Below are 12,946 nucleotides of genomic sequence, written 5' to 3'. Positions count from 1 at the left end.
ATCCTTTTTGATCAGCAATTGAACCACCAACTGTATCTGTGTATTTAGTCAAAGGCACGTTAACTTTTGGAGCATCCATATCTATCAAACGAGCATATTGTTTCCAGTCGCTCCAAGGTTCTGCTCCCTCCAAAATCTCATCTGCAATTTTCAAAGCAGATAATGTGTTTGGAACTGAAACTGTTTCTTTGAGATCTCGACCACCAATTCTCATGTTGCCTCTAGCCTCATCACCAATTCTGATGCCGTAGCGATGTTTCCAGATTGTAGGAAGGTTTGGATTTAGTCTGCCTTCCTCAAATCCATTTGGATTAGTTTTATCAAAGAGGATAACGACAAAATTTGGATTGATTTTCAACGCTTTTTTCACAACAACGACTTTAACCAATATTATTCCCAGTAACCTTGGTGGGATAGTATTAACCGGGATAAGTACGCCCGTTGATCTCGGTCCTTTAGAAGAACTCCAGTTAACTCTTGAGATCTCAGTTGATACTGGTCCACCTACCATAGACGGTTCTATCCTGTTTGACTTTGAACCCGGTATCAACGATATTACTGTTCTCGTTACTGGAACTAGAGTTTTAGCACTACCTTATCTATTCCAGGCAGGTTTACAAGAAACTCTTAATTGGAAGACCCAGGTAATGACTTCTAATGACGGGTATGAACAACGAACGAAATTGAGAAGTTCACCTCGGCAAGGATTTACGGGTAATATTTCTATCCCAAGAGGTGAAATAATTCCACTAGACATATTGTTATACGGATGGCGTATCAACCGGTTTGGAGTGCCGGTATCGTCTGAGTGTCGAAATCTTACTTCTCCGACAACTGGTTCGAGTACTATTATTAATGTTAGTACTGAATTTGCAGATTTTAGAGTTGGCGGTCTTGGGATGATTTATATATCTCCAAGAAATTTTGAATTATTCACTATAAATTCTTTAACTACCACCCAAATAGAAGCGACAGCAATTATTTCAACTGTTTTTGGGATAACTGCTCTAGTTATGCCAATGAGAGTCGGTAGGTTTTTGTCATCTCCAATAAGGAGTACGGATGGTGATAACCAGCGGTTAGATTTCAACTTTATTATAACTGAAAATGCTACGCTCGCGACGAGTCCTTCAGCTGTTCAATATAAAGGTCTAGATGTCTTTTTAGACCCCCCGCTAACAATTGACAACTTCGCTACTGACCAATATACGAATCGAGTAGACGTTGCAGATTACGGTACCGGCCTACAAGATACTTTCGCGCCATGGTTAAAAACAAAAATCCAAAGGCAATTCGGACTCCAATTCGATACCCTTGAAGATGTCTGGAACTACCGATTGTGGTTACACAGGCGAGAAGGAAAATTACGTCCATTTTGGATGCCGACTTTTGAGGCGAACATGATATTGGTTTCTACAGGTGCATTAGATATTCAGTTGTTCATTGAGGATGATGGACAAGATACATTATCTGCCGAAAGAGACGATATCGGTATTTTAACAACATCTGGATGGATTTTTAGAGAAATTTCATCAATTACTATTTCTGCACCGAATCTAGAAGTTACGCTTACCTCTAGTGCCGGAGTTAATGCAGAGGATGTAATTATGATTTCATGGCTTGGACGTAAACGTTTGACTTCAGATAATTTACAAATTAATTGGAACGGTAATGATACCGCCAACGCAGTCGTTCCAACAACTGTGATAAATAATTAGGTGAACTATGGCTTTTAATGATGTTGAAATTTCTGAATTTTTTCAACCGCTTGAATTATACGAATTCAAGCGAGGGGTGTTTAGTTGGTACTATACTTCTGGCGATGAAGATATCGATTTCAGTGGTAACATCTATCTATCGGTGCCGCTTAAAAGGAGTGCAATATTATCGACTCAGGACCTGGGTAAGACTTCTTTAAAAATAACGCTAAGTAGAAATGTTACTTTTCTTGATCAGTTTATAGCAACTTCTCCAACAGATATTATAACTATTACGATTACGCGGATTCATGCGTCCGATAGTGATCCTGCTATTACTTTTAAAGGTAAAGTAATCAATGTCAAATTAATTGAAAACGAAGGCGAAGTTACTTGTAGCCCGATTCAATCTACTTTACGTAGGCCAGGGTTACGGAGGTTTTATCAAACCGCATGTCCACATGTACTTTATGGTGTTCAATGTGCCGTGATACGTACTTTACATGATGTCAATGGTGTTCTTACCGATGTTTCCGGGCTGACTATAACAAGCTCGAGTTTTATTGTTTCAATAAATCCTACATTTGATAGTACGCATTTTGTCGGGGGGTATGTTGAATTTGTTGTTTCAGGCTTGGTTAATAGGCGTTTTATTACCGACCATAATAACGCGACAGGTGTATTAACCTTGAATCTGTCTTTTACTGGGATAATTGTCGGTGATACTGTCACTGCTTTCCCAGGGTGTGATCATACAGTCGCGACGTGCGACGGGAAATTTGATGCAATAGATAACTACGGTGGATTTCCTTTCATCCCACAGAAAAACCCGATGGATGGAAAAAAGTGTTGTTTGAACATATGAATCTATTACACAGGAATTCATTTTATCTTGGTGACATATATAGTACCTTGGATAACGAAATTGCTAATGGTTTTATCTCAACTAATGAAATTAATCAGATAAAAATGGATCTTGCTAATGAAAGGGGAGTTCTTTCAAAATTAAAAAAAGACTAGGGCGAGGGTCTGGTAGCATTCCAAAGAAGTGTATAGGGTGGGCGAATTATCTATATGACATAGGTTGTAAATATCTCATCTTGATTCATGATCTTGATACGAAAAATGAGAGTACGCTTAGAAAATTACTTGTAACTAAATTGAACAATTCACCATTTACCAACTATTTAATTCTTATTCCTATTATTGAGATAGAAGCATGGCTCTTATCTGATTCGACTGCAATTCAAACAACGTTTAAACTACAAAAGAGACCTAAAAAAATACAAAATACCGAACTAATAAAAGACCCCAAAAAATATCTTGGTGATATCGTATGGAAAATGAGTTACAAGAGATATTTACACACTGTTCATAATGCAAAAATAGCTAATAATTGTACTATTTCATCCCTTAAAAGATGCGGATCTTATAAACCACTAGATAAGTATATCAAATCTAATTTATAGGCTTACGAATTTATTCAAATTAATTACTATTAAGAATCTCAACTGCAAAGGGAATAGCGTGTAGGGGCAATTCACGAATCGCCTGGAAATAAGCCGTATTAAAACCCTATACCGAAGCTCATCTGGTGTGTGTCGCCGAGGTTGAAGTCGAAGGGGAGGTACGCGTAGTCGAAGCGGTAGCGGTTGCGTGTTATGCCGATTCCCGCCGTGATGCCGGACGAGTTCTCCGAGTTCCGTTTGTAACCGCCGCGGAGGCTGAGGATCTCGTTAAGGTTCAGCTCACCGCCGAGCCTGATGAACGTTCCCGACTCGAAATATTTACCGGCATCGAAAGCCCAGCTGAAGGATGTGGTTGAGCGGGGGTTGAACCTACCGCTGATCCCGGCTGTGATCCGCGCGGGCAGCGAGGTTGACTCAATGTTCAGAGATGACATCCCGCCGACGTCCTTGACTACAAGAGCCGTGCGGATATTATGAAAATTCAGACTCTTGATCAGACCGAAGTCGAACGCAAATCCGTTTGCCGTGTAAAAGGAGATCTTTTCATAGAGTAGTTTCGCTGTGGCGCCAAATTGTAAACCGCTGCCCCTTCCGGCAGCGGCTGAGAGTGAAAGCGCGATCGAGTTGGCGCTGAAATAACCGAGCGGTTCCGCAGTAGGACGTTCATCGCGCCGCTCGATGTCGCTTACTCCAGACAGCGCTAAACTCAGACCGAACGAGTAACTGCTGCCGGGGAAAGAGACGCCTAAATACTGGTTGCTCGAACCGGCGAGCCACTCCTGATGTGAAATGACGACGTCAGACTCTTCTGCGGAAGCCAATCCCGCCGGGTTCCAGTACGAGGCGACAGCCCCCTCCGAGTTGGAAACACCGGTTCCGCCCATAGCGGTTGAAGCGGCATCGACACCGAGCTTCAGGAACGCCATTCCGGTTGATGAGGGATCACCCGCATAAAGAGCCTGCGGCAGCTGAACCGCGGCGAATAACAGAGTGTAGAACAAAATTTTCACTTAAAAGGTAAACTCCCAGCTGAAGAGATGAGTTCCCCCTTCTCCGACGACCTCCGGTCGAAAGGCGTAATCTATGTTTGTATAAACTCCGCCCGAAACTTGATATCGAACTCCACCGCCGAAGGAAAACGCGCCGTCGTCGGAGCCAGCCCGGAGTGAATAGAGCTCATCTCTCCGGTACTCGATTCCGAAACGCATCCTCTCCTGCTGCGACTGATTGAATAGTGCGGCGGTTGAAATTGTCAGTCCGTTATCGAACAGATACGATGCGCCCGCGTTCAGCGTGTAAGGGATCGTATCGATGGAGACGGTCCCGAGGCTGAAAAGGTCCTGAGTGCTCCAACTGAAACTGGCGTTCAAATCCTTGATAACCACAGCTAACTTCAGGTTCTCCACCGGGATGAACATAAGCCCGGCATCGAATGCGAGGTCGTTCGAGCTGAGATTTTCGTCGGCGAGATCAAGATTTTGTGTGATAATCTTAAGAGTTATTCCGATTGCGATGGATTCATGGAACCTGTTTGCAAAAGAGATCCCGAACGCATTCGAAGCATCGCTGTAATCGAAGGTATGATTACCTGAGAGGTCACGTCCGTCGATATTGTCGGTCCCCGCGGCAAGCCAGTAGAGGGAGAGACCGGCGGTGGGTTTCAAACTTTGCGAGTATGAAATATAATGGAACCGCCTGTCGAGTGAGAGGAATGAATAGGTCGTTGTAAAGTGCCTTTTAGTCAGGTAGGGAAGCCCTGCGGGATTGTAATAGGCGGCAAATCCGTCGTCGGCAACGGCGGTAAAGGCGCCTCCCATCGATATTGCCCGCGCGCCGAGTCCCATGCGGAGAAACGGCGCCGCAAATCCCCCCTCGCCCTGCGCGATCACCGTGAGCGGTGTAAATAACATCACTGATATGAATAAGGCATTTCTCATCTCACTCTATCACCATCACCTTACCCCAATGAACTTCCCCGCCGCCGGAGCTTTTGTTAACGATTATTTTATAGAAGTAAGTCCCGTTCGCCACAACTGAACCGAAACCGTTCCTGCCGTTCCAGACTTCATCCCATTCCCCCTTATCTCTTGACACAGATTTCACGGCTTTTGCCACCAGCGTCATGGAAAAGTCATATACGTTTATCGAAACCGTCGAGCGTTCAGAGAGAGAATAATGAAAGCGAACATATCCGTCCCCTCCAAGTCTGTTATGCCGGGAAGGGGAAAAGGGGTTGGGATAGGAATAGGTCCGGACGGAGAGGTCTTCGGTCAAAGGCTTAACTGCGCGTAAAATCGTCCAGGAGGAAGAGTTATTATCAGTGTAAATAAGCCCGCCGGCTGTTCCCGCCCAGAGGCGATTATCCGGCGTCTTTATAACCGAATAGAAAGTTTGCGTGTAAAGAGGGTCCCCGGTAGCCCCATCGATTATCGGTGGGAACGAAGCCCATGTAACGCCCCCGTCGACCGATTTAAAGAGTCCGCTGTCCGCTGCGGCGTAAATAACCGAATCGTCGGAAGAAAAGTTCCAGACCCTTTCGTCGGAGAGAACCGTCCTCCAATTTTCACCGCCGTCCCTGCTGAGCGATATACCCAAGAACTCGCCCTCGACTGTAGGCCGGGTCGCCGCAAGCAGCGTTTCATTTCCGTTCCATACATGGCGATGCAGAACGACTGCCCAGTTTCCGCTGATACCGCTGTTGCCCGTGTTCGATTTGAACCAGGAGACGCCGCTGTCATATGAGCGGTTGATCCCCCCCGCTGTGCCTATGATGACCGTATCCCCCCATGCTATGACAGAAAACGGTCTGTGGTTCAGGCTTCCCGTGACTCCGAAATTGCTGTTATCGACCGGACTGAGGTCGAACTCGTGGTCGGAAAATGCGGTGAGCGAATCCATATCGTCGGGCGGCAGTACGATCCGGTTCCAGGTCACTCCGAGGTCGGTAGATTTTCGGGAGCCGCCCGCGAATGAGGTAATGTAAATTGTGCTGTCCTCTGTGATAGCAATGTCGAAAGTGACGTTATCAACGTTGATCACGACCGGCAGTGCATCTATAGTGTCACCGTAAATCAGTTCGAAGACAGCATCGTTCGAATCTTTCGGCTGATCGATGTGCGTCCAGCTGAAACCGTTGTCGGTGGAGATAGCGAGACCGCTTCCCGTGGAATTTGATTCCTCCACGTCCGGATCGTCGAATGCGTTGGCGACGATGACGATATCCCCCAGCACGGCGAGAGCGGAGACTCCGCCGATTCCGATCTCGAACTCGTCATGCGTGTATTCATCAAATGAGAGACCGTTATCTGCGGTAGAATTCAACCCTCTTCCGGTGCCTATCCACAAGCGGTTAGAGTTTCCATAGACAAGGTCGGTCACGGAATTTCCGAGGAGCCGGGAGCTCTTGTTTAGGTAAACCCATTCCGTAATTTCATAATTTCTTACGACCTGAGAATAAGCGAATTCACTACTCAGGAAGATAGTGAACAGGAGCAAAACAATATGTTTCTGCATGCGGTTCGTCATGCTCAATCCGTGATAGTTACCGGGACGCCGAGCTCTTCGCTTTTCAGTCCGGCGAAATCCTCCGCTGTTATGAGGAAAATGAATACGCCGGTAGCCCCTGTCGGATTGGTAGGCTGTTTCACCGAATATATGCCGTCCAGCGCAACCCTGTCCCCGAAACTGCCGTCGTCACGCATGACAAACGACTGGTCTTCGATCAGTGTTGAATCGCTGACTCGGAAGATGTCGTAAGTTACTTTGCGGATGTCGGAGAGACCGTTGGCATCGGACACCGCCGTTTCGATAAATATCGTATCTCCCAACGCTACGGAACCGGTAACGGAAAAGAGACTCAATTCCGGCTGATAGTTCGTTATGTCGAAGAGAAGTTCAAATTGTGGACTCGCATTGGAATCCAAGTCGGAAGCATACACAGTGAACTTGAAGCTGCCTGTGACTGAATCTACGAGCTGCGGAGATAGATAGGCGGAATATCTGCCGTCGCCCTGAATTATGTCTCCGTTCGTGCCGTTGTCGTTCAAACCTCCCGTGATGCTGTCCGAACTTCCAATTCTCATTGCTGTGTACGTAACCGTATCTATGTCGGTAAGTCCCTGCGGGTCGGAAACCGCGGCTTCGAGAAAGAACTGCTGAATGAGGTCGTTATATACGGCGCGGACAGTGTCTATCGATGGTTGGACGGCTGAGGTATCCCGGTCGAAAGATTCTACGGGAAATTCTTCCTCGCAAGCGGATATGAATATCATAAGGGCGAACAGCGCTGAAAATGTCAGCGCTTGCGCGTTCGAATATGTCTGTTTCATCGTAAAAATTACGGGCAAATATACACGGGGTAGGCAGATTTGTCAAGCGGTAAGATAAGTAAGTCGACACTTAACCGAAGCGCACGGGTTGCAATAAGCAAAACAGAGAAGATGAGGACGAAATAAAACTGAACTTGCTAATATACTTATAATAGTATTATATTATTATCATATATCAAATATACGAAAGATATTTCATAAATATTTATGAAATTATAATATATGACACCGATCAGTGAGAAAAGAGCACTAAATTGGTTTCCATTATATCGGACAGGAGGTTAGGTATGAAATCAACCATATTTGGACGAGTCATAACAATAATAATATCAACAATTTTTATTCTAAGCGGAAAGGGTCTCACTCAGGATTTACCTGAAAACAGAGTTTTCGGAGTAATCCAACATGAAGTAAACTATTTTTCGTGGAGAAAAATAGAAGCAGACAGATGGGAGACGGTCTTCCAAATAAGTGTAAAGAAAAGATTGGCAGAAAATTTGTGCAGCGAGGATAACTTAGAATACGCCCGTAAGAGAAAAAAAGTGTTGTGCGAATTCTTAGGTCCGGCACATTTTGGATTTACACAAAAATCACTCTGGTACTGGGGTGACGGTTGGGATGTTCAATCCTGGCCGATTGTGGAGACCCGCAATAATCCTGAGATATACTGGAGATGGGATAACATAGACAGAAATATATCAGAAAGTCTTCGAATTTCAGGATCTGTTGGCTTGGAACATGAGTCAAATGGCGGAACAGGAGGCGCATCCCGAGGCTGGAACTGGCTATTCGCTCAAATAGGAACCGATGAAGAGATAAACATCGTCAACACCGGCCGAAAGTTCAATATAGACGAAGATACAAGAAAATTGTTGGGAGTCGATTATCCCGGTATAAGATTCAAATATCATTGGCCGTTCGGTTTGGATAAACTAAACAATCCTGATATTGAAAGATTCATGGGCACATTAGAGACTAAAATCCATTTGGGTATTAAAAAGACAGGAGATCATTTCGTTTTGGGTAGATTACCCACCGATAAGGCGAAGAAGCTTAAGTTGTCTTATGTTGTCACCTGGAGAACTCACGGCTTACACAGCAGGAACCTGAAAAACGAAATTATGATTAGCTATGCCGACTGGGAATTGTGGTTATACATACAAAGATGGGACGGGACAGGACAATGGCTCCGAGACTATCGTGAGAAAAGTCATTCGTGGAGAATCGGATTTGTATTCAGATAGAGGATACTGTCCCGCAACATAAATCTTGTTAAATGCAACCTCATAGCTTATTATTACGTAACTATTTTTACGGAATAATCAAGTTATGACGAAAAAACTGACACATATAATACTCGCCCTGATAATCACGGCGATGGGAGCGCTTCAATTTCTCGACCATCATGCCCTTCCGGGTAATGACGAGTTAACTTTCTCATCATGCGAGAACGAAGAGCACAGCCACCCGGTACTGAACGGTACTCATATTTGCCTGTTGTTGAGAAGGCACCAATTAAGCGCTATCCTTGATTCGGAAGAAATCGTACACGACATATATAGAGCAAGTCAGTCGGTTCATGTTGAACACCTGATCTTAAGCGACAGTTATTTTGCTTCTCTATTTGTGGAGAGATCGCCCCCCGCTTAGTTCCACCCTAATTTCTTTATATACATAATCAAATTTTTTATTGTCTGCGAACATCAACGCAGCACTAAATAGGAGTAAATTATTGAAAATTATAGCACTTATATCATTTATATCGGTTTTAAGTTCAATACCGCTAAAAGCTCAGCAAGTAGAGACAGACAGCTCGGCAGTTGACAGCGCAGACGCAGCGCTTGAAGCTGAATTAGCTAAAATGCTGGTTGAGGACAAAAGTTCATCAAAGCAGGTTCTGCAACCGAGAGTACAGATTCCGACCGCATCGGTGGGCGGCTTCAGCAATATGAATCCGAATATCGGGTTGATAACGAAATTCAGCGGAGATGTTCTGGCAAATGGTGAAGTTGAGATCGACATTGAAGAGGGTTCGCCGGAAGGATTTAACTTTCACGAAGTTGAACTTTCCTTTCAGATGGTAATTGACCCCTATGCGCGAGCGGACTTTTTTATAGCGTTTCTTCCTGAAGAAGAAGCGGTAGAATTAGAGGAGGCGTTTATCACGGTTTTTTCTCTTCCATTCGACCTCAGAGCAAAGGCGGGGATAATTAGGACGAAGCTGGGTAGATTGAATCCGATTCATCCGCCGGAAGTTGTCTTCGTGGACTACCCGCTCCCGTTAGAAATGTATTTCGGCGGCGAAGGATTGGTCGAAACGGGTGTTTCCGTTAGTTATCTGATACCGAATAAGTGGGACCTCTTTTGGGAGGCGACGTTTGAGGTGACAAACGGTGATAACGAAATGATATTCAATGGAAATTCTACGAACGATCTGGCGTATAACGGACATTTCAGCTCCTTTTTTAATTTAGGGGATAACTCGGCGCTTCTGCTCGGCGGCACAGCAATGTCGGGCGTTAATGATAGTTTAGGGCTGTATAAAACGAATCTTTACGGGATAGACATTACGTACAAATGGAAACCGCTGCGAAGACAGCTTTACAATTCGTTTACCTGGCAGACAGAACTCTTTTTCCTGGACAGGGAGGAAGGAACGCCTGAAAATATTAAAGCTGCCGGTTTTTATTCGTACGTGGAATATCAAATCGGAAGAAGATGGTTTGTCCTCGGAAGATATGACAGAGCTGAATTGCAGGACAACTCAGGAAATGCGGATCAGAAATATGTGGCGGCATTGACCTACTTTCCGAGCAATTTTCAGACTATAAGGTTGCAGTCCACCACAAGCAAAGATTCTCAAGGAAAGAGCAGCACACTATTATCGCTTCAGTGGAATTTCGTTATAGGCGCTCATGGAGCGCACATATATTAAAAAAACGGAGTGTTAAAATGAAATTAATACAGAAATTATTAATCTTACTTATCCTATTTGTCGGAGCTTCACAAGTTCATGCTAAGCTGCGTATTGTATCGACGCTGCCCAACTTTACCGCGATAGCAAAAGAAGTAGGCGGAGACAGGGTAGAAGTGACCACCATTGCAAAGGGATATCAAAATCCTCATTTTGTCGACCCGAAGCCGAGTTTCATAATCAAGATGAAAAAGGCTGACATACTCGTGTGGGCGGGATTGGACCTCGAAATCTACTGGCTCACACCACTGCTTGAGAACTCCCGTAATAAAAAAATCTTATGGGGCGCTCCGGGGAATGCGGACGCGTCGAAGGGGGTATCCCTTCTCGAAATCCCGAACATACCGGCAGCTCAACTCAGGGCGGGTGGCGATATCCATGTTTACGGAAATCCACATTATTGGCATGATCCAATCAACGGAAAGATAATAGCTCAAAACATTTATAATGCGCTTGTGAGCGCGTCTCCGGAAGATAAAGAATATTTTAAGCGTAATTTGGAGGATTTCAATTCGAGATTGGATGAATCACTTAAGAAATGGAATAAATTGATGGATCCATTCAAGGGCAGGAAGATAATTGCATACCATAACTCCTGGCCCTATCTGGAGAAACGGTTCGGGTTCGTGATCGTAGATTTCATAGAGCCTAAACCCGGAATACCGCCCAGCCCGAATCACCTCGTGCAATTAATTAAAAAGATGCGTAGTCAGGAGATAAAAACGATCATTATATCACCGTATTTCGACGATAAGCCGGCGAATGTTATTGCTGACAAAGTGGGTGGAAAAGTTATTAGCGTAGCCCCAAGCGTCGGCGCTTTCGACGGTGTTGACAGCTACTTCGATATGTTCGATTATAACCTGAATGAGTTAGTGAAGGCGTTCAAATGGGAAGAGAATATACAATAAGGAGATTGATAAATTGTTTGAACTGATTTCATTGCCGCTGCTTGCGGGATTTATTATTGTTTCGATCCACTCTTATCTCGGGATACACATAGTCGAGAGGAAGGTGATATTTGTAGATTTAGCCCTGGCGCAGATAGCCGCTGCCGGAGCCGGTGTCGGAGTGCTGCTCGGGTATGAACTTGGCGGGCTTGAGACTTTTCTTTCGGCGCTGTTCTTCACCTTTATCGGGGCTGCAATATTCGCCCTGACCCGTATGCGGAAGGAAGTCGTTCCTCAGGAAGCGATAATCGGGATTGTCTACGCGGTATCCGCAGCTTCGTTTATTCTTCTGATGGACCGTGCCCCAAACGGCGCCGAGCAAGTTAAGGGAATGCTCGTGGGATACATACTCCTTGTAAATTGGGATGATATTATTCGGATAGCGGTTCTCTACGCAATAATAGGTGCTTTTCATATATTGGTACGGAAGAGAATGATATATATATCGCGGGACCCTGAAGGGGCTTTCAACAGCGGGATAAACGTAAAACTCTGGGATTTTCTGTTCTACATCTCCTTCGGTTTTGTAGTTACAACCGCAGTACAGATAGCCGGAGTCCTGCTCGTGTTTGCGTATCTTGTTGTTCCAGCAGTGTGTGCCATGTTGTTTGCCAAGGACTTTAAGATAAGACTCATCATAGGCTGGTCGCTCGGCTTGCTCGGTAATTTGCTCGGGATGTATTTCTCCGTGCAATTCGACTTGCCGACAGGCGCTGCGATAGTAACCACTTTCGGTTTGATAATAGCCGTAGCCGGATTGGTCAAAGCAGTACAGAAAAGATTTATTATCGGGTAGAGAACTAACCGGTCGATCTGTCTCTCTGAGCGCCCGACTAATGTCAGGCGGGTAGTTTCATGGTGTACACGGGCGAATAAACCCGGGACCGCACTCCATTATCCCTTGAAGTTTAGAACGATCAAACCTTAATTTCCTTTCAGTAAACGACAGAGGAACGGAAGAGAATATTTCATGCTTCCGCTGAAAATGATCATCTGTTTTGAATCGTCGAGTCTCTAAATGGATTCATGGAGTTGATATGTCTATCGGGAGTATAAGAAGGGAATTTGCCTCCCTGCGATTCGTTAAATTCGCAATTGTGGGCGGATCCGGTCTGCTTGTCAACATGTTTTTTCTATGGTTTCTGAAGGAAATTGCGGGATTGTATTATCTCTTTGCAAGTATCATCGCTATAGAACTTTCTGTGTTAAATAATTTCGTCTGGAATAATTTTTGGACGTGGGGGGACAGACAAAAAGCTGAAGGATGGGACTACCTCCGGCGACTCATGAAGTATAACCTCTCTGTAAGTGTTGCGGCTTTGATCGGAAACATTGCCGTTCTTGTGGCGCTGAAAGAGGTTTTCGGCTGGAACTACCTGCTCGCGAACCTGATTGGAATCAGTATAGGTATGATTATAAACTTTATCATTAACGATCTGTGGACGTTCCGGGAGAGACCGGTAAGAAGTGGGGTAGAATAACCGATCAGTATTAAGAAAAATAAGCGAACGGATCAGATCATTAAATA

The 12,946-nt window shown here is 44.8% G+C and carries 14 protein-coding genes; 9 read left to right on the top strand and 5 right to left on the bottom strand.

Annotated features, from left to right (window positions below):
- Positions 1-388: hypothetical protein (locus tag IID12_02855; protein MCH8288031.1), on the bottom strand; the 388-nt coding region annotated here is incomplete at its 3' end.
- On the opposite strand from IID12_02855, the gene IID12_02850 reads away from it, so the two are divergent.
- The 3 genes from IID12_02850 to IID12_02840 all read left to right on the top strand — a co-directional run bounded on the left by IID12_02850 (position 348) and on the right by IID12_02840 (position 3,166).
- Positions 348-1,718 (top strand): hypothetical protein, encoded by a 1,371-nt coding sequence (locus IID12_02850; protein ID MCH8288030.1) that lies wholly within the window; start codon positions 348-350, stop codon positions 1,716-1,718. The genes IID12_02855 and IID12_02850 overlap by 41 nt on opposite strands.
- A gap of 7 nt (positions 1,719-1,725) precedes the next feature.
- Complete coding sequence (locus IID12_02845; protein ID MCH8288029.1) at positions 1,726-2,562, top strand: phage BR0599 family protein; 837 nt, start codon at positions 1,726-1,728, stop codon at positions 2,560-2,562.
- A 235-nt stretch (positions 2,563-2,797) separates the two neighbouring features.
- Positions 2,798-3,166 carry a DUF4276 family protein gene (locus IID12_02840; GenBank protein ID MCH8288028.1) on the top strand — a complete coding sequence of 123 codons (369 nt, stop codon included), beginning with the start codon at positions 2,798-2,800 and terminating at the stop codon, positions 3,164-3,166.
- 98 nt (positions 3,167-3,264) lie between these two features.
- Here the strand turns inward: IID12_02840 and IID12_02835 are convergent, their stop codons facing one another.
- From IID12_02835 to IID12_02820, 4 genes are read right to left on the bottom strand one after another with little or no spacing between them, the layout of a single operon-like run.
- Positions 3,265-4,176: a PorV/PorQ family protein gene (locus IID12_02835; GenBank protein ID MCH8288027.1), complete on the bottom strand. Its 912-nt coding sequence runs from the start codon at positions 4,174-4,176 to the stop codon at positions 3,265-3,267.
- Positions 4,177-5,103, bottom strand: a complete 927-nt coding sequence (locus IID12_02830; GenBank protein ID MCH8288026.1) for a PorV/PorQ family protein — start codon at positions 5,101-5,103, stop codon at positions 4,177-4,179.
- A 1-nt stretch (position 5,104) separates the two neighbouring features.
- Positions 5,105-6,691: an exo-alpha-sialidase gene (locus IID12_02825; GenBank protein MCH8288025.1), complete on the bottom strand. Its 1,587-nt coding sequence runs from the start codon at positions 6,689-6,691 to the stop codon at positions 5,105-5,107.
- Positions 6,692-6,693: 2 nt separating this feature from the next.
- A complete protein-coding gene (locus tag IID12_02820; protein ID MCH8288024.1) occupies positions 6,694-7,494 on the bottom strand; it encodes a hypothetical protein in 801 nt (266 codons plus the stop codon).
- Positions 7,495-7,781: 287 nt separating this feature from the next.
- On the opposite strand from IID12_02820, the gene IID12_02815 reads away from it, so the two are divergent.
- From IID12_02815 to IID12_02790, 6 genes are all read left to right on the top strand, one after another.
- Positions 7,782-8,738, top strand: a complete 957-nt coding sequence (locus IID12_02815) for a phospholipase A (GenBank protein MCH8288023.1) — start codon at positions 7,782-7,784, stop codon at positions 8,736-8,738.
- An 85-nt stretch (positions 8,739-8,823) separates the two neighbouring features.
- The gene (locus IID12_02810) at positions 8,824-9,144 is read left to right on the top strand and encodes a hypothetical protein (protein MCH8288022.1); all 321 of its coding nucleotides are present in this window, start codon (positions 8,824-8,826) and stop codon (positions 9,142-9,144) included.
- A gap of 82 nt (positions 9,145-9,226) precedes the next feature.
- Positions 9,227-10,429: a hypothetical protein gene (locus IID12_02805; GenBank protein ID MCH8288021.1), complete on the top strand. Its 1,203-nt coding sequence runs from the start codon at positions 9,227-9,229 to the stop codon at positions 10,427-10,429.
- A 17-nt stretch (positions 10,430-10,446) separates the two neighbouring features.
- A complete protein-coding gene (locus IID12_02800) occupies positions 10,447-11,379 on the top strand; it encodes a zinc ABC transporter substrate-binding protein (protein ID MCH8288020.1) in 933 nt (310 codons plus the stop codon).
- Between the two features lie 4 nt (positions 11,380-11,383).
- Complete coding sequence (locus IID12_02795) at positions 11,384-12,214, top strand: metal ABC transporter permease (protein ID MCH8288019.1); 831 nt, start codon at positions 11,384-11,386, stop codon at positions 12,212-12,214.
- Positions 12,215-12,455: 241 nt separating this feature from the next.
- Positions 12,456-12,899, top strand: coding sequence for a GtrA family protein (locus IID12_02790; protein ID MCH8288018.1), 444 nt, complete (start codon positions 12,456-12,458; stop codon positions 12,897-12,899).
- The last annotated feature ends 47 nt before the right edge of the window (positions 12,900-12,946 follow it).

This window comes from Candidatus Neomarinimicrobiota bacterium, assembly GCA_022567655.1.
Lineage (GTDB): Bacteria > Fidelibacterota > SORT01 > SORT01 > SORT01 > JADFGO01.
This window is presented reverse-complemented; position numbering and strand designations above follow the sequence as displayed.

Coding starts and splice junctions, on each gene's coding strand:
- IID12_02845 (MCH8288029.1), top strand. CDS start 1,726: ATGGCTTTTAATGATGTTGAAATTTCTGAATTTTTTCAACCGCTTGAA.
- IID12_02830 (MCH8288026.1), bottom strand. CDS start 5,103: ATGAGAAATGCCTTATTCATATCAGTGATGTTATTTACACCGCTCACG.
- IID12_02825 (MCH8288025.1), bottom strand. CDS start 6,691: ATGACGAACCGCATGCAGAAACATATTGTTTTGCTCCTGTTCACTATC.
- IID12_02820 (MCH8288024.1), bottom strand. CDS start 7,494: ATGAAACAGACATATTCGAACGCGCAAGCGCTGACATTTTCAGCGCTG.
- IID12_02815 (MCH8288023.1), top strand. CDS start 7,782: ATGAAATCAACCATATTTGGACGAGTCATAACAATAATAATATCAACA.
- IID12_02810 (MCH8288022.1), top strand. CDS start 8,824: ATGACGAAAAAACTGACACATATAATACTCGCCCTGATAATCACGGCG.
- IID12_02800 (MCH8288020.1), top strand. CDS start 10,447: ATGAAATTAATACAGAAATTATTAATCTTACTTATCCTATTTGTCGGA.
- IID12_02790 (MCH8288018.1), top strand. CDS start 12,456: ATGTCTATCGGGAGTATAAGAAGGGAATTTGCCTCCCTGCGATTCGTT.